Raw genomic sequence first — 17,027 nt, 5'->3', positions numbered from 1 at the left:
CCGAGGGAAAGGCACACCATGACAGAGGTCCACGCGGTGGTGGACGGGCCGGCACCGGCCCAGCAGCGCCGGGACGGGCACGCCGACGAGACACGCGTACGCGAGCTGCTCGGCCGGATGACGCTCGACGAGAAGATCGCGCAGCTCGTCGGGTTCTGGGAGAAGGAGGACGGCGAGGCGGTCGCGCCCCTGCAGGGCGAGTTCGCCGACACCGGCCGGCTGGAGGACTTCTCCCGGCACGGGCTGGGTCACCTCACCCGCGCCTACGGCACCCGCCCGGTCGACGCGGCGGCCCGCGCGGCCTGGCTGTGGAAGTTCCAGCGGGACCTGGTGACCGGCACCCGGCTGGGCATCCCGGCGCTGGTGCACGAGGAGTGCCTCACCGGCCTGGCGGCGTGGAAGGCGGCGACCTTCCCGACGCCGCTGGCCTGGGGCGCCGCCTGCGATCCCGATCTCGTGGCCGAGATGGCGGCGGCGATCGGGGCGTCGATGCGGGCGCTCGGCATCCACCAGGGCCTGTCCCCGGTGCTGGACGTGATCCGGGACCCGCGGTGGGGGCGGGTCGACGAGTGCATCGCCGAGGACCCCTACCTGGTCGGCACCATCGGCACGTCGTACGTGCGGGGGTTGCAGTCGCAGGGCGTGCACGCCACGTTGAAGCACTTCGCCGGCTATTCCGCGTCGCGCGCCGGGCGCAACTTCGCGCCGGTGCACGCCGGCCCCCGGGAGCTGGCCGACGTGCTGCTGCCGCCGTTCGAGATGGCGATCCTCGACGGCGACGCGCGCAGCGTCATGCACTCGTACACCGAGATCGACGGCGTGCCGGTGGCCGCCGATCCGACGATGCTGACCGGCGTGCTGCGGGACCGCTGGGGCTTCGACGGCACCGTGGTCGCCGACTACTACGCGGTCGCCTTCCTGAACCTGCTGCACCACGTGGCGGCCGACAACGCGGACGCGGCCGCGCAGGCGCTCGCCGCCGGCCTCGACATCGAGCTGCCCACCGGCGACGCCTACCTGACGCTGCGGGAGTCGGTGCGGGCCGGCACCGTCGACGAGGCGCTCGTCGACCGTGCGGTGCTGCGCGTCCTGCGCCAGAAGCGGGACCTCGGGCTGCTCGACGCCACGTTCGACGACGAGCCGCCCCGCGTGATCGACCTCGATCCGCCGGAGCACCGGTCGATCGCCCGCCGACTCGCCGAGGAGTCGGTCGTCCTGGTCGCCAACCAGGGCGTGCTTCCGTTGGCTCCGGGCCGACGGGTGGCGGTCGTGGGCCCGAACGCGGACCGGGAGGGCGCGCTCTTCGGGTGTTACTCCTTCCTCAACCACGTGCTCGTCCAGCATGCCGGCGTGGAGACCGGCATCGAGGTGCCGACCGTCCTCGACGCGGTGCGCGGCGAGTTCGGCCCGGACCTCGTCACCTGGGCCGGCGGTTGCGACGTGGACAGCGACGACCGGTCCGGCTTCGACGAGGCGGTCGCCACCGCGTCCGCGGCCGACGTCGCCGTCCTGGTCGTCGGTGACCACGCCGGTCTCTTCGGGCGCGGCACGGTCGGGGAGGGCTGCGACCGGGACGACCTGGAGCTGCCCGGCGTCCAGCGGGAACTGGTCGAGGCGGTCCTGGCGACCGGGACGCCGGTGGTCCTGGTGCTGCTCACCGGCCGGCCGTACGCGGTCGGCTGGGCGCTGTCCCGCTGCGCGGCCGTGGTGCAGGCGTTCTTCCCCGGCGAGGAGGGCGCCGGCGCGATCGCCGCCGTGCTCTCCGGGCGGTTCAACCCGTCGGGCCGGCTTCCGGTCAGCCTGCCCGGCTCGGCCGGCGCGCAGCCGTACTCCTATCTGCACCCGACGCTGGGCGAGGGCAGCAACGGCACCAACCTGCCGGCGACGCCGGTGGCGCCGTTCGGGCACGGCCTGTCGTACACCACGTTCGCGTACACCGATCTCACCGTGCCGGCCACCGCGCCGACCGACGGCGCGCTGCGCGTCACGGTGCGGGTGACCAACACCGGCGCGGTCGCCGGCGACGACGTGGTCCAGCTCTACGGCCACGACGTGGTGGCCTCGGTGACCCGGCCGGTGGCGCAGTTGCTGGGCTACCGGCGGGTACGTCTGGAGCCGGGGCAGTCGGTCACCGTCGCGCTGACGGTGCCCACCACCCGCCTGGCGTTCTCCGACCGCACGCTCACCCGCGTGGTGGAGCCCGGCGAGGTCGAGGTGTGGGTCGGCACGAGCGTGCGGCGGGACGCGGCGGCGTCCACCACGCTCACCGGTCCCACGGTCCCGGTGACCAACGCGTCCCCGCGCTGGACGACCACGGAACTGAGCTGACCTCCGGGCCGCCGGTCGTCCACGGGGACGACCGGCGGCCCGGCCCACCGCACGTCCCCGCGGTGCGTAATTCGCCGGAAAACGGCCCTACGTCGGGTTTCCACTCCGTAGGCTCCGGACGTCGTTCAGCCCTCGCAAGGTGGGCTCCTGGTGCCGGGCCGCAGGGGATGCGTGAGTCACGATGATGGACGCGGACACCATGGTCCTGCCCCGGCTCGGGCCGGTCGACGTCGGCGTCGAGGACCCGTGGGGAGAGGACCGGTCACCGCGCCCGCGCCGGGCCGCCGCCCGCGTCGCGGCCGGCGCCAGCCGGTGGCGGATCGCCGCCTGGCTGCTGCCGGCGCTGCTGACCGGTGGGCTCGGCGGGGCCGGGCTCGGGACGCCGGGGCTGCGGACCGAGGAGCTGGCCACCTGGCGCGCCGCCACCTCCCCGTGGCGCGACGTGTGGGCCGGGGACCCTACGCTGGCGCCGTACCACCTGCTGGTGCGCGGCTGGGCGGAGCTGTTCGGCGCGGGCGACGTCGCGCTGCGCGTACCGTCGCTGCTGGCGATGACCGCGGCCGCGGCGTTGGTCGGCGCGCTGGCCGCGCGGATGTTCGCGCCCGGCACGGGGGTGCTGGCCGGCGCGCTGTTCGCGGTGCTGCCGTCCGCGACCCGGTACGCGCAGGAGGCCCAACCGCACGCGTCGGCGCTGTTCGCCGCCGTGCTCGCCACCTGGCTGCTGCTGCCGGTCCTGGACCGGCCGACCGCGCGGCGGCTCGCGGCGTACGCCGGCGCGGTGGTCCTGCTCGGCCTGTGTCAGCCCGGGGCGCTGCTGCTGCTCGCCGGCCACGGGTGGGTGCTGCTGGCGTTCCGGCGCGCGACGGCCGGTCGCTGGCTGGCCGCCGCGCTGCCGGGCGTGCTCGTCGTCGCGGCGTTGCTCCGGTCCGGCGCGCGGGACGACGGCGGGCTGCTCCCGCCCGGCGTCCGCGTCGATCCGGGCATGCTGGCGGCCACGCCCCGGGAGCTGTTCGGCGTCGCCGCGTTGGGCGCGGTGCTGGCCGGGTTGGCGCTGTTCAGTCTCCCGCTCCGGTACGCCGCCGCGATCTGCACCGCGTGGGCGTTGGTCCCGGCGCTCGGGCTGCTGCTGGTAGCGCGGGTGGTCCCGGTCTGGTCGCCGGCCGGCCTGCTCTTCACGGTGCCGGCCTGGGCGGTGCTCGCCGCGGTGGCGCTGTCCCGGCTGCGGGCCCACGGGGCGGTCGCCGGGCTGGCGGCGGTCGCGTTGGTGGGCGCGCCGGCCCAGGTGGCCGTGCGGGGGCCGGACGGGCACGGCCAGGACCCCCGCCGGGTCGCGGCGATCGTCGACGGGCTGGGGCGGCGCGGGGACGGCGTGCTCTACGGCGATCCGGCGGCGCGGACGCTGGTGGCCCGGTACGTGCCCACCGACCACCGTCCGGTCGACGTGCTCGCCACCGGGTCGGTCGACGTGTTCGCCACCCGGCCGGGGCGCGACTGCGGCGGGTGCGACGTGGCCCCGCGCCGGCTCTGGCTGATCCAGCCCGGTCACCCGACCGTCGGGTGGGCACCGGGGGACGGCGACGGCGCGGCGGCGCGGGCCCTGCGGGCCGGGTACCGGCCGGCGCGGGTCTGGCGGCCGGCCGGGTTCACGGTGGTCCTGCTGACCGACCAACGGCGTACATCGCCCTGATTCGCGCCTTTCCCACCTGTTTGTCCGCTTAGCATCGGTCCGGGTTCCTGGCGAGCCCGATGCAGACCATGGGGGAAATGTGGCCGTCGCCGCCGATACACGCCTGTCCCGCCGCGCCCTCCCGCCGGCGCCGTCGGGTGACCGCGCTCGGCCGGGCGCCCCGCCCGGGCGGCCCGTCCCGCCGGGAGCCGACCGCCGGCAGCGCAACATCCGGGCCCGGCTGGCGTACGCGCGCTGCGGCGCCACCGCCGGACCGCTGCGCCCACCCCGGGCACCCGACGCGCCCGTCGAACTCCGTCCCGCCGCCTCGGTCGCCGCGCGGGCGGTGCTCACCCTGCTGGTGCTCGTCAACAGCGCCGCCGGCCTGCTCCTCGTCGGCTGGCTGCTGCTGCCGCAGCACGTGCCCGGACCGGGCGTCGTCGGGCCGGGCGGCTGGTCGACGCTCGCCGCCCGGCTCGCGTTCTGCGTGGTCGTCGGCGTCGAGCTGATCCGGCTGGCGCAGAACGTGGTGGTGTGGGTGTTCGCCTTCCACGCCAAGGATCCGGTGCCGGTCGATCCGCCGGTCGGCCTGCGGGTGGCGCTGCTCACCACGATCGTGCCGAGCAAGGAACCGCTCGACGTCGCGGAGCGGACGCTGCGCCGGCTCCGGGAGATCGTCTACTGCGGGCGGGTCGACGTGTGGATCCTCGACGAGGGCGACGACCCGGCGGTGCGGGCGATGGCGGCGCGGCTGGGCGTCCGGCACTTCACCCGCCGGGGGCGGCCGGAGTACAACCAGCCGCGCGGCGAGTTCCGGGCCCGGACCAAGTCCGGCAACCACAACGCCTGGCGGGCCGAGCACGAGCACCGCTACGACGTGGTGGCCAACGTGGACCCCGACCACGTGCCGCTGCCGCACTTCCTGGAACGCACGCTCGGCTACTTCCGCGACCCCGACGTCGCGTTCGTGGTGACCCCCCAGGTGTACGGCAACATGCACCAGAACTTCGTCGCCCACGGCGCCTCGGTGCAGCAGTACCTCTACAACGGCCTGATCGCCCGGGGCGGCAACGGGCTGGACGCGCCGCTGCTCACCGGCACCGGACACCTCTACCGGCCGGCGGCGTGGCGGACCATCGGCGGCTACCAGGACTCGATCATCGAGGACCACCTCACCAGCATCCGGATCCACGCCGCCGTCAACCCGACGACCGGCCGGCGGTGGAAGGGCGTCTACACCCCGGACGTGGTGGCGCTGGGGGAGGGGCCGACCTCCTGGGCCGACTACTTCAACCAGCAGCGCCGCTGGGCGGCCGGCATCTGCGAGATCCTGCTCCGCCGCGAGCTGCGCGCGCCGCGCGAGCTGCCGTCACGCCGCCGCTGGCAGTACCGCCTGCTCCAGTTCTACTACCCGAGCGTGGCGGTCAGCCTGCTGCTGGGCAACGCGGCCACCGCGCTGTACCTGCTCACCGGCGTCGACGCGGGCCGGCTCGACCCGCAGGTGTGGGGCGCGCTGTGGGGCTCCACGATCGGCACCTGGTTCCTGCTCTGGCTCTGGCTGCGCCGCTTCAACATCGCCCCGCACGAGCGGGAGGAGGTGGGCATGGCCGGGATGGCGCTCGCGTTGTTCGCCGGGCCGGTCTACCTGGCCGCGGCGGTGGGCACGGTGCTGCGCCGCCGGCTCGGCTTCGTGGTGACCGCCAAGGGGACGCTGCGCACCGCCGAGACGCCGCGTACCTTCCGGCTGCACCTCTGGTGGGCGGCGGCCGCCGCCGGCCTGCTCGGGGCCAGCTTCGGGCTGGACCACGACCACCCGCTGCTGCGGGTCTGGCCGGCGTTGACGCTTGTCACCGGGCTGGCGCCGCCGCTGATCGCCTGGGCCGAACGGGTCCGGGCCGGTCGGGACGAGCCGGCCCCGCAGCGGCCGACGCCGGTCGGCGGGGGGTCGCCGTGCTGAGGCCGACCGTGCCCCGGGTGGGCCTGGCGCTGGCCGGCGTGCTGCTGCTGGCGTACGCCTTCGTGGTGGCGCCCGGCCTCCGGTCCGACCCGGCGTCGGGCCCCGCGCCGGCCCCGCCCCGGGCCGCGTCGCCGGCCGGCGCCCCGGCGACCACCGCGTCCCCGCCTGCCGCCGGGGTGTTCCCGCCGGCCGACCGGGCGTTCGTCGGGGTGATGACCGACAAGGGCCCCTACGACCTCACCGCCGTGGACCGGTTCACCACCGCCGCCCGACGCGCGCCGCAGGTGCTGCTCTTCGGCGCGAGCTGGGCGTCCGCCGCCTTCGACCGGAGCCTCTTCGACCGGATCGCCGACCGGGGCATGATGCCGATGCTGGGCTGGGAGCCCTGGGACCACACCGTGGACGAGGCGGCCCGGCGCACCGGACTGACCGACCGCCAGGTCGACCGGCTCCGGTCCACCCAGCCGGCCTACCGGCTGGAGCGCATCGCCCGCGGCGACTTCGACGGCTACCTGCGCTCCTGGGCCGAGGGCGTGCGGTCGCTGGGCTACCCGATCGCCATCCGGTTCGCGCACGAGATGAACGGCGACTGGTACCCGTGGAGCGAGCGGGCCAACGGCAACCACCCGGGCGACTACGTGCGCGCCTGGCGGCACGTGCACGACGTCTTCACCGCGGCCGGGGCCACCGACGTCGCCTGGGTGTGGAGCCCGAACGCCCGGTGGGACAAGACGACCGCCGGGCTGGGCGGGCTCTACCCGGGCGACGACTACGTCGACTGGGTCGGTGTCACCGGCTACTACGGCACCGGCGCGTTCACCAAGACCTACTGGTCGTTCGACCAGATCTTCGGACCGACCATCGCCGAGATCCGCACCGTCACCGGAAAGCCGCTCGTCGTCACCGAGACCGGCGCCTCCGACATCGGTGCCCGCAAGGCGCGGTGGATCCGCGAGACGTTCGACTCGCTGCCCCGCTACCGGAACCTGATCGGGCTGATCTGGTTCGAGGTGGACAAGGAGACCGACTGGCGCATCGCCGACTCGCCGGCCGCCGCGACCGCGTTCGCCGAGTCGGTGTCCGGCCCGCGCTACGACGTGACCTGGTCACCGGCGACGCGACCACGGACCGAGGCGGACCGGTAGGGGACACGCCGTCCCCGGGGCGTCACCGGACCACGACACCCCGACCGGCGTCCGTGACGGCCGGTTGACGCGACCTGCGGCAGGGTCGCGGCACGAGGCGGCACGGCGCGAGGGGGCGGCATGGTCAGGACGATGCTCTTCAGGCGAGCGCGCCCCGGCTGCGAACCCGCCGTCGGGCCGGCCTGGGAGACCGTCGCCGGCCAGGTCAGCGCACTGCCCGGCAGCCTCCGGCGCGAGCTGCTGCGGGACGCCCTGGACCCGTACGGCTTCGTCGTGGTCACCGAGTGGGTCGACGAGGCGGCGCTGCGCGCGTACCGGGACGGGCCGGTGGCGGCGCGCCTGGCCGAGCTGCTCCGGCCGCTGACCGAGCCGGCCGGCCCGCCCGACCACCCGACCATGACCGAGGACGTCGACGGGGCCGGGCCGGTCTACGTCGACGTGGAGCTGATCGTGCCCAGCGCCCGCCTCGCCGAGTTCCACCGGGGCTACCCCGAGGTGGTGCGGCGGATGGCGGCCGTGCCGGGCTACCGGCGGGAGCGGCTGCTCCGCGAACCCGGGTCGGACGTGCACCACATCTTCGCCGAATGGGACGGCGCGGCCGAGTTCCTCGACTGGATCGCCGACCCGGCGCACGCCTCGGCGCAGGCCGGGCCGATCGCGCCGTTCCTCCTCGACATCCGACGCCGTCTCTTCCACGTCGTGCCCGACGCGGACGACCGGCGACACCACACCACGGGCAGGGAGGCCGACGTGGAGAGGACAACCGACGTACTGGTGGTCGGGGCGGGCCCCACCGGGCTCACCGCCGCCGTCGAGCTGGCCCGGCGCGGCGTCGACTGCCGGGTGATCGACCGGCTGGCGACCCCGCCCGACCAGGCCGACAAGGCGATCGGCGTGCACTGCCGCACCATGGAGATCTGGGAGGAGCAGGGCGTCGTCCGGGAGGCGATGGACGCCGGTATCTGGCTCACCGGCAACATGGTCTTCGTCAACGGTGTGCAGACGCACCGGATGAGCTGGGAGCTGCCCGGCCTGCCGTACGCCCACCTCGGCCTGCCGCAGTACGAGACCGAACGGATCCTCACCGAACGGCTGGCCACGCTCGGGGTGCGCCCCCGGCGCGGCGCCGAACTGGTCGACTTCACCCAGGACGCGGACGGCGTCACCGCTGCCGTCCGCACCGCCGACGGCGGCACCGAGACCGTCCGCGCGGCGTACCTGATCGGTTGCGACGGCGCGCACAGCCGGGTCCGGGAACGGCTCGGCCTCACCTTCACCGGCGGGCTCGGTCGCTTCCCGCAACTGTTCATGCTCGTCGACGTCGACGTGGACTGGGACATGCCGGACGGGCACCTGCTGCGGTTCCTGCACACCACCGACGGACAGATGGACGGGATGCTGGTCTGCGTCCCGCTGCGGGGTGAGCGCCGGTACCGGATCGCCACCCTCGCCCCGCCCCGGTTCTTCGCGCAGACCGGCGGTCGGGACGCCCCGCCCGGGTTCAGCGAGGAACTCGCCTCGCCGACGCTCGACGACGTGCAGGCCGCCCTCGACCGGCTCGCCCCGCCCGGCACCCGGGCGTCGAACCTGCGCTGGTCGTCGGTGTTCCGGATCAGTCACGGCATCGTCGACCGCTACCGGCACGGTCGGGTCTTCGTCGCCGGCGACGCCGCCCACCTGCACCCACCGGCCGGCGGCCAGGGCATGAACACCGGCATCCAGGACGCCTGGAACCTGGCCTGGAAGCTGGCCCTGGCGGTACGCGGGCGCGCCGCCCCCGGGCTGCTGGACAGCTACGAGGCGGAGCGGCGGCCGGAGGGCGAGGAGATCGTCGGTCGCGCGGTGCGGATGGCGGGCACCGAGGAGGTGGACCGCGCCGACCTGGAACGGCAGTTCCTCCAGGAGATGTCCCTGCTGCTCAGCTACGCCGGCAGCCCGCTGGTCGGGGAGACCGTCGCCGACCCGGCCGCGCTCGGTGACGCGCCCCGCCCCGGCGACCGCGCGCCGGACGTCGAGGGACTGCGGCGGCGCGGTGTCGGGCACCCGCTGCGGTTGCGGGACCTGACCCGCGGCACCGGGCACACGCTGCTGCTCTACGCCGATGCCACGGCCGACGCGGCGGAACTGGCCGGGTTCGCCGACCTCTGCGCCGACGCGCGGCGGCAGGCCGGCGGGGAGCTGGACGCGTACCTGCTGCTCGACCCGGATGTCGCCGAGCCGCACCTGGCCGACCCGCCGGTGCTGCGCGACGCCGACCGGCGGTTCCGCGCCGGGTACGGCCTGGCCGGCACCGGGCTCTACCTGATCCGCCCGGACGGGCACGTCGGGTTCCGGGGCGCCCCGGTCGACGCCGACGCGCTCCGCAAGCACCTGTGCCTGGTGTTCGGCGGTGTCCGGTGAGCCGGGTCCGGACGGTGCTGGCGATGCGCACCCGGGAGGGCTGCGAGGAACGGTTCGAGGCGGAGTGGCGGACCGCCGCCGAGGAGATCCGCACGCTCGACGGCTGCCTGCACCAGGACCTGGTCCGCGACGCCGACGACCCGCGGGTCTATCTGGTGATCAGCGACTGGGCCGACCGGGAGCGGCTGGACGCGTTCGGCCGCAGCGCGCACCGGGACCGGCTGCTGCGCGTGGTCCGGGAACTGCGCGAGTCCGCGGAACGGCACACCTACCAGGTGCTGCACAGTGTGGCCGGCGAGCCGGGGGAGGCCCGATGACCGACGACGTGGTGCCCGCCGGCGAGCTGTACACGGACGCGTTCGCGGCCGACCCCTATCCCACCTTCGCCCGGCTGCGCACGCAGCGGCCGGTCTGCCCGGTGGGGTCGCCGCGCTTCGACTCCTGGCTGATCACCCGCTTCGACGACGCGCGTGCGGCGTTGACCGACCCGCGGCTGTCCAAGGACCTCTACGGCCCGGACCGGCACTTCCTGCGGATCTTCGGCCCGAACTCGGAGGGGCTGAACCGCAACATGCTCAACTCCGATCCGCCCGAGCACACCCGGCTGCGCCGCGTGGTGTCACAGGCGTTCGCGCCCCGGCGGATCGAGGCGCTGCGACCCCGGGTGGCCACCGTCGTCGACTCCCTGCTCGACAAGATCGTGCCGCACGGCGAGGCGGACCTGATGCGGGACTTCGCCATCCCGCTGCCGATGACGGTCATCTGCGAGCTGCTCGGCGTGCCGCCGGCCGACCACGACCGGGTGCTCGACTGGACGCAGGTCATCCGCACCTCCGGCTCGACCCGCCGGCCGCCGGAGGAGGAACGCGCGGCGGTGCAGGAGGCCCAGGCGCAGCTGCACGACTACCTGACCGAGCTGGTCCGGGCCAAGCGGGGCGACCCGGCCGACGACATCATCGGCGCGCTGGTGCGGGCCGTCGACCGGGACCGGACGCTGTCCGAGGCGGAGCTGGTGACCACCACGTTCCTGCTGCTGTTCGCCGGCCACCAGACCACCGCCGACTTCCTCGGCAACGCGGTGCTGGCCCTGCTCACCCACCCGGAGCAGTTGGCGCTGCTGCGCAGCACGCCGCGACTGCTGCCCACCGCGATCGAGGAACTGCTGCGGTTCGACGGCCCGCTGCCGGTGGCCAGCCCGCGCATCACCACCGAGGACGTCGAGTACCAGGGGGTACGCATCCCGCGCGGCTCGATCGTCGGGGTGGCGATCAACGCGGCGAACCACGACCCGGCCCACTTCGCCGACCCGGACCGGCTCGACCTGCGCCGGGTCCGGGGGCCGCACCTCGGCTTCGGTCACGGCGTGCACTACTGCCTGGGTGTCTCGCTGGCCCGGATGGAGGCGCTGCTCGCGCTCTCCGCGCTGCTGCGGCGGCTGCCCGGGCTGCGGCTCGCCGTGCCGCTCGCCGAGGTACGCCGACTGCCCGCCGCCTCGCCCTTCCGTGGCCTGCTGGAACTGCCGGTCACCTTCTCCGCCTAGCCCGCCCATTCAGCCAGCCAAGGAGCACGTCATGGTCTTCCGGAACGTGATCGTCTGCCACATGGTCCCCGGCAGCGACGAGATCGTCGGCAACGTCTTCGGCCACTACGACCAGATCACCCGACCGCAGGACCTCGGCGTCATCGGCCGGTACCTGCTGTCGCACCACGACCTGTACCTGCACGTGATCGAGCGTGAGCAGGACCCGAGGATCTCCGGGCAGACCCGTGGGCTGCCCGCGTTCCAGAAGATCGCCGAGGAGATCGGCCCGTACGTGACGCCGTACCCGCGGTACTGGAAGAACCCGTCGGACTCGGTGGCCAAGGAGTTCTACCACTGGGCGCCGGAGGGGGAGCCGCCGGACGACACCAGGCTGACCGTGATCGTCGGACGGATCAAGCCGGGCGCCGAGCCGGACGTGGCCCGGGTGTTCGCCGAGTCCGACGCCGGGTCGCTCCCGGCCGAGCTGGGCGTCACCGGGCGCTGGCTCTACTCGATCGACGACGTCTACGTGCACCTGCTGGAGCAGGAGTCCTCGGCCGCCGAGGCCACCCGCGACCAGCACGCCGACACGCCGACGTTCGACAGGGTGCGGCGGGAGCTCGGCCCGTACGTCGAGCCGTACCGGCCGGACCTCTGCCACGGCCCGCAGGACCAGGTGGCCACCGTCTTCTACCGCTGGCGCGCGCAGGACTGAGCCGGGGTGGAGTTTACAAGCCGGTAACGCTGTGCCAGCCTCTTGGGCGCGCTCCCACGATCGCCGGTGGTCGGGATCCCGCGGGGGCCGGAGGGCGGTGCGCGGTGACCGCGGAGGCGGACGTCGACCTGGTGACGGCCGCGCGTCGCGGTGACCGGGGCGCGCTCACCGCGTTGCTCGCCGCCCACCTGCCGCTCGTCTACAACGTGGTCGGCCGCGCGCTGGCCGGGCACGCCGACGTCGACGACGTGGTGCAGGAGGTCATGCTGCGGGTGGTCGAGCGGCTGCCCGCGCTGCGTGAACCGGAACGCTTCCGGGCCTGGCTGGTCACCATCGCCATCCGCCAGGTGCGGGAGCACGCCCGCCGGCGGGTCGTCGCCCGGCAGGTGCCGCTGGACCCGTACGCGGACGTGCCGGACCCGGCCGTGGACGTGGCCGGCGAGGTGCTGGCCGGGGCGGAGCGGGACGCCGAGCGGCGGGACGTGCTCGCCGCCGTCGCCTGGCTCGACACCGACGACCGCGAGGTGCTCGCGCTGTGGTGGCAGGAGCTCAACGGCGAGCTGAGCCGGGCCGACCTGGCCGAGGCGTTGGCGGTCGGCCCGGCACACGCGGCGGTCCGGATCCAGCGGATGCGCGCCCGGCTCGCGCAGGCGTACACGGTGCTGGCCGCCTGGCGGGCCCGGCCGCGCTGCCCCGAACTGGCCCGCACCGCGCGGGGCTGGGACGGGGTGCTCGTCCCGCTGTGGCGTAAGCGGCTGGGCCGGCACGTGTTCGCCTGCCCGGCGTGCCTCGCGGCCGGCGGCCGGCGGACCACGCCGGAGCAGGTGCTGCCCGTGCTGGCCGCGCTGGCGGTGCCGGCCGGGCTGCGCCTGGCGGTCGAGGCCCGGGCGGTCGCGCCGACGGCGTCGGCCGCCGTGTCCGCCGTCTCCGGCGTGCCGGGCGGCCTGCGGGGCGTGCTGTCGCACAAGGCCGCGGTCGCGGCGGGTACGGTCGCGATCCTGGCGGTCGGTGGCCTCGTGCCCGCCGTGCGGCACACCCCGGACGGGCGCGACGGCGTGGTGGCCGCCGCGCCGACGATCCCGGGGTACGGCGGCCCGTCGGCCCCGCCCGCGCCGTCGGGACCGCCGGGCGACACCCCGACGCCTCGGCCGTCGCAGGCGCGCACCGGCCTCACCGACGCCGACATCGTCGTCGCCCCCGACGGCCACGACGACGGCGACGGCAGTCTCCGCCGTCCGTTCGCCACGCTGGGCCGGGCGGTCGAGGTGGTCCGGCCCGGCCAGACCATCGCGCTGCGCGGCGGCACCTACCGGATGACCGAGCCGGTGACCATCACCACCGACGGCACCGCGGACCGGCGCATCGTGCTCGGCGCCTACCGGGCGGAACAGCCGGTGCTCGACGCCGCCGCGATCCCCGCGGACAGGTGGGCGGTCACCCAGCGGACCGCGTGGTGGACCGTGCAGGATCTCGAGGTACGCGGCTCCCGCAGCCACGCCTGGGTCTGCCGGTCCTGCGCCCACACCGTGTTCCGCCGGCTCTCCATGCACGACAACGTCCGCTCCGGCCTGACGCTGCGCGACCCGGGAACGGTCGACAACCAGGTGCTCGACAGCGACTTCTTCCGCAGCTACGACCCGGCGGACCCGGGCGGCTCCGGGATCGGGCTGGCGGTCAAGTTCGGGGCCGGCGTCGGGAACGTGCTGCGCGGCAACCGGGCCTTCCACAACGCCGACGACGGCGTCGACCTGGGCGGGTTCGCCGACCCGGTGACGGTGGAGCGGAACTGGTCCTACGGCAACGGGCAGGACCGCTGGGAGGTGGCCGACTGGGACAGCAACGGGTGTGGCTTCTCCCTCGGCGGCGGTGAGTCGCTCCCGGCCGGGCACCGGGTGCGGGGGAACGCGGCCTGGGACAACCGGGGACACGGGTTCGGCGTGGAGGCCAACACCGGGCCGATCGACCTCACCGGCAACACCGCCTTCCGCAACGGCGGTGTCGGCTTCGACCTGGCCGACGGCGAGACCACCGCGCGCCGGAACCTGGCCGTGGGGAACGCCGCACCGGCGCGGGGCGCCGCGGACACCGCCGGCAACTCCTGGGACGGCGGGACCGCCGTACGGCTGCGGTCGACCGACCCCGGTGTGGCCGAGGGACCGCGCCGGCCGGACGGGACGCTGCCGGCCACCCGCTACCTCAGCACCGGTACCGGCATCGGCGCCGACCTGACCGCCTTCTGAGAAATCCGCCGGAAAACCGTTGCCGCGGTCGTGCCGGCCCGTCTGTGTGCTGACGGGGTCGCCGGGCAGCACCCGTTCCGGGCACCGCTCCCTGCCGTGCGGGCCGCCGCCAGCGCTGGCGGTGACGGTCGGGGAGACCACACCGCATCCGCACCGAACCCCGGGAGAACCGTGAGAATCCTCCTCCGACGACGGACGGCCACCGTGCTCGCCGTGCTCGTCACCACCGCCATCGCCGCCGTGGGCGTCGCCACCGCCGGCCCGTCCCAGGCCGCCGCGGGCTGCCAGGTCGACTACCGGGTCACCGCGCAGTGGTCCGGCGGCTTCAGCGCCGCCATCACCATCCGTAACCTCGGTGACACGCTCACCGGCTGGCGTCTCGGCTGGACGTTCCCGGCCGGGCAGACCGTCACGCAGGCGTGGGGCTTCACCGCCAGTTCGTCCGGCGCGGCCGTCGTCGCCACCAACGTCGACTGGAACGCGACCATCGCCGCCGGCGCGAGCGTCGAGGTCGGCTTCAACGGCGCCTCGACCGGCACCACCAACCCGAGCCCGACCGCGTTCACGCTCAACGGTGTCGCCTGTGGCGGCCCGTCCGCCCCCACGGCGACCCCGACGCCGACCTCCGGGCCGACGACCCCGACGCCGACGACCCCGCCGCCGACCACCCCGCCGCCGGCCGGCACGCCGACGGTGGCCGCGGACGGCAGCGGCACCTACCGCACCGTGCAGGAGGCGGTGGACGCGGTGCCGGCGAACAACACCACCCGCCGGGTCATCACCATCAAGCCCGGCACCTACCGGCAGGTGGTACGCGTGCCGGCGAACAAGCCGAACATCACCTTCCAGGGGCTCGGCTCGTCCCCGTCGAACACCACGATCGTCTACAACAACTCGGCCGCCAGCAACGGCACCTTCGCCAGCGCCAGCATGTTCGTCGACGGCGCGAACTTCGTCGCGGAGAACCTGACCATCGCCAACGACTACGACGAGAACTCCACGACCGTCAACCAGCAGGCGGTCGCGTTGCACCTCAACGCCGACCGGGCCGTGCTGCGCAACGTGCGGCTCCTCGGCGACCAGGACACCTTCCTGGTCAACGCGCGCACCCGCGCCTACGTGGTCAACTCCTACATCGAGGGCACCACCGACTTCATCTTCGGCGACGGCACCGTCGTCATCAACGCCTCCACCATCCACGAGAAGCGTTCCACCGGCAGCGCCATCACCGCCGCCCGAACCGACCCCGCCCGGACCTACGGCTTCCTGATCTACCGGTCCACCGTCACCGGCACCGGCACCAACAACACCACGCTCGGCCGCCCCTGGGGCCAGGGCGCCCAGGTGCTCTACCGCGAGTCCACGCTCAGCAACACCATCAAGATCAGCCAGCCGTGGACCAACATGGGCGACGCCACCTGGCAGAACGCCCGCTTCTCCGAATACCGCAACACCGGCGCCGGCGCGACCGTCAACGGCAACCGCCCCCAGCTCAGCGACGCCCAGGCGGCGAACTACACCCCGCAGCGGTACCTGGCCGGCACCGACGGCTGGAATCCGCTGTGAGCCCCACCCGGGAGAGGGACACGACGCACCCGACGCCGCGCCGGTCCTGGCGTACCGCCCTGGTGCTGGGCGCCACCGCGGCGCTCGCCGTGGCCGGCGCGGCCACCGCGGTCACCGCACAGGCGGCGGCCGGCTGCCGGGTCGACTACCGGGTGTCCAGCGAGTGGAGCGGCGGCTTCAACGCCGACGTGACGGTCACCAACCTGGGCGACGCGCTCACCGGCTGGCGGCTGGCCTGGACGTTCCCCGCCGGCCAGCAGGTGAGCCAGGCATGGAACGCGACGATCCCGACCGGTACGTCGAGCGTCACCGCGACCGATGTCGGCTACAACGCCGCGGTGCCGACCGGCGGCAGCGTCTCGTTCGGCTTCACCGGCACGCGCGGGGCCACCAACCCGGCGCCGACGGCGTTCACGCTCAACGGCACCGCCTGCACCGGCGGGGTCACCCCGACGACCGGCGCGCCCGGCCCGACCCCCACCACGCCGCCGTCGACCACGCCGCCGTCGAGCGGGCCGTACCCGAACGCGCCGGACGGGTTCGCCGGGGCCGCCGGCACGACCGGCGGGGCCGGTGGCACCACGGTCACCGTCACCAACCAGGCCGACCTGGAGCGGTACGCCGCCGCCAGCACCCCGTACGTGATCCGGGTCGGCGCGGCCATCACGGTCAGCCCGTACGGCAGGGAGATCCCGGTCAGGTCCGACAAGACCATCGTCGGCGTCGGCCGCAGCGGCCAGATCGTCAACGGCGGCTTCAACCTCGGCACCGGCACCAGCAACGTCATCATCCGGAACCTGACCATCCGCGACACCCGGATGACCTCCGACGACCCGGACGACAAGGACTTCGACTACGACGGCATCCAGATGGACACCGCCAACCGGATCTGGATCGACCACAACCAGATCGTGCGGATGAACGACGGCCTCATCGACAGCCGTAAGGACACCACCAACCTGACCGTGTCCTGGAACGTCATCGCCGAGGGCAACAAGGCGTTCGGCATCGGCTGGACCACCAACGTCACCGCCCGCATCACCATCCACCACAACTGGATCCACGACACCAACGTGCGCAACCCCAGCACCGACAACGTGCAGTACGCCCACCTCTACAACAACTACCTGCAGAACGTCCGCGGCTACGGCAACTACTCCCGCGGCGCCACCAGGATGGTCATCGAGAACACGTACTACGACACCGTCAAGGACCCCTACTACCGCGACGACACCGCCGAGCTGCGCCAGACCGGCAGCGTCTGCGTGAGCTGCACCGGCCAGCGGGAGACCGGTGGGTCGGCCTTCACCCCGTCGAGCTTCTACAGCTACCGGCTCGACGCCGCCGACCAGGTCCCGAACCTCGTCCGGACCTACGCCGGACCGCAGGCCGCCATCGGCCGGTGAGGCCGCCGGCCGGGGCGGTGCGGTCCACCGGGCCCGCCGCCCCGGCCGGACGTCCCCCACCGGCTGCCGGGTCGCGCAAACC

General features: G+C 74.5%; 11 protein-coding genes. All 11 read left to right on the top strand.

All coding sequences use genetic code 11. The features are described 5' to 3' along the window. The first annotated feature begins 18 nt into the window (after window positions 1-18). The 11 genes from ACLQ2W_RS13500 to ACLQ2W_RS13450 all read left to right on the top strand — a co-directional run bounded on the left by ACLQ2W_RS13500 (window position 19) and on the right by ACLQ2W_RS13450 (window position 16,945). Window positions 19-2,328 (top strand): glycoside hydrolase family 3 N-terminal domain-containing protein, encoded by a 2,310-nt coding sequence (locus ACLQ2W_RS13500; protein ID WP_425786684.1) that lies wholly within the window; start codon window positions 19-21, stop codon window positions 2,326-2,328. Window positions 2,329-2,509: 181 nt separating this feature from the next. Continuing rightward, window positions 2,510-4,015, top strand: a complete 1,506-nt coding sequence (locus tag ACLQ2W_RS13495) for a glycosyltransferase family 39 protein (RefSeq protein WP_425786683.1) — start codon at window positions 2,510-2,512, stop codon at window positions 4,013-4,015. Between the two features lie 79 nt (window positions 4,016-4,094). Continuing rightward, on the top strand, window positions 4,095-5,951 hold the full coding sequence (locus tag ACLQ2W_RS13490) for a glycosyltransferase family 2 protein (protein WP_425786682.1): 1,857 nt from the start codon (window positions 4,095-4,097) through the stop codon (window positions 5,949-5,951). Continuing rightward, window positions 5,945-7,096, top strand: coding sequence for a glycoside hydrolase family 26 protein (locus tag ACLQ2W_RS13485; protein ID WP_425786681.1), 1,152 nt, complete (start codon window positions 5,945-5,947; stop codon window positions 7,094-7,096). The genes ACLQ2W_RS13490 and ACLQ2W_RS13485 overlap by 7 nt, the downstream gene beginning before the upstream one ends. A gap of 132 nt (window positions 7,097-7,228) precedes the next feature. After that, window positions 7,229-9,496, top strand: a complete 2,268-nt coding sequence (locus ACLQ2W_RS13480) for an FAD-dependent monooxygenase (RefSeq protein WP_425786680.1) — start codon at window positions 7,229-7,231, stop codon at window positions 9,494-9,496. Further along, window positions 9,493-9,813, top strand: coding sequence for a putative quinol monooxygenase (locus ACLQ2W_RS13475; RefSeq protein WP_107157354.1), 321 nt, complete (start codon window positions 9,493-9,495; stop codon window positions 9,811-9,813). The genes ACLQ2W_RS13480 and ACLQ2W_RS13475 overlap by 4 nt, the downstream gene beginning before the upstream one ends. Continuing rightward, window positions 9,810-11,036, top strand: a complete 1,227-nt coding sequence (locus tag ACLQ2W_RS13470) for a cytochrome P450 family protein (protein ID WP_425786679.1) — start codon at window positions 9,810-9,812, stop codon at window positions 11,034-11,036. The genes ACLQ2W_RS13475 and ACLQ2W_RS13470 overlap by 4 nt, the downstream gene beginning before the upstream one ends. A 31-nt stretch (window positions 11,037-11,067) precedes the next feature. Further along, a complete protein-coding gene (locus ACLQ2W_RS13465) occupies window positions 11,068-11,733 on the top strand; it encodes a TcmI family type II polyketide cyclase (protein WP_425786678.1) in 666 nt (221 codons plus the stop codon). Window positions 11,734-11,837: 104 nt separating this feature from the next. Beyond that, complete coding sequence (locus tag ACLQ2W_RS13460) at window positions 11,838-13,973, top strand: sigma-70 family RNA polymerase sigma factor (RefSeq protein ID WP_425786676.1); 2,136 nt, start codon at window positions 11,838-11,840, stop codon at window positions 13,971-13,973. 171 nt (window positions 13,974-14,144) lie between these two features. Then, the gene (locus ACLQ2W_RS13455; RefSeq protein WP_425786675.1) at window positions 14,145-15,539 is read left to right on the top strand and encodes a pectinesterase family protein; all 1,395 of its coding nucleotides are present in this window, start codon (window positions 14,145-14,147) and stop codon (window positions 15,537-15,539) included. Further along, window positions 15,536-16,945 (top strand): cellulose binding domain-containing protein, encoded by a 1,410-nt coding sequence (locus ACLQ2W_RS13450; protein WP_425786674.1) that lies wholly within the window; start codon window positions 15,536-15,538, stop codon window positions 16,943-16,945. Before ACLQ2W_RS13455 ends, ACLQ2W_RS13450 begins: the two co-directional genes overlap by 4 nt. Window positions 16,946-17,027: the final 82 nt, after the last annotated feature.

It is taken from the genome of Micromonospora sp. DT227, from assembly GCF_049841835.1.
Lineage (GTDB): Bacteria > Actinomycetota > Actinomycetes > Mycobacteriales > Micromonosporaceae > Micromonospora.
Note: the sequence above shows the minus strand (reverse complement) of the source record. Positions and strands in the feature narration are given on the sequence as shown.

Coding starts and splice junctions, on each gene's coding strand:
- ACLQ2W_RS13480 (WP_425786680.1), top strand. CDS start 7,229: ATGCTCTTCAGGCGAGCGCGCCCCGGCTGCGAACCCGCCGTCGGGCCG.
- ACLQ2W_RS13470 (WP_425786679.1), top strand. CDS start 9,810: ATGACCGACGACGTGGTGCCCGCCGGCGAGCTGTACACGGACGCGTTC.
- ACLQ2W_RS13500 (WP_425786684.1), top strand. CDS start 19: ATGACAGAGGTCCACGCGGTGGTGGACGGGCCGGCACCGGCCCAGCAG.
- ACLQ2W_RS13495 (WP_425786683.1), top strand. CDS start 2,510: ATGATGGACGCGGACACCATGGTCCTGCCCCGGCTCGGGCCGGTCGAC.
- ACLQ2W_RS13465 (WP_425786678.1), top strand. CDS start 11,068: ATGGTCTTCCGGAACGTGATCGTCTGCCACATGGTCCCCGGCAGCGAC.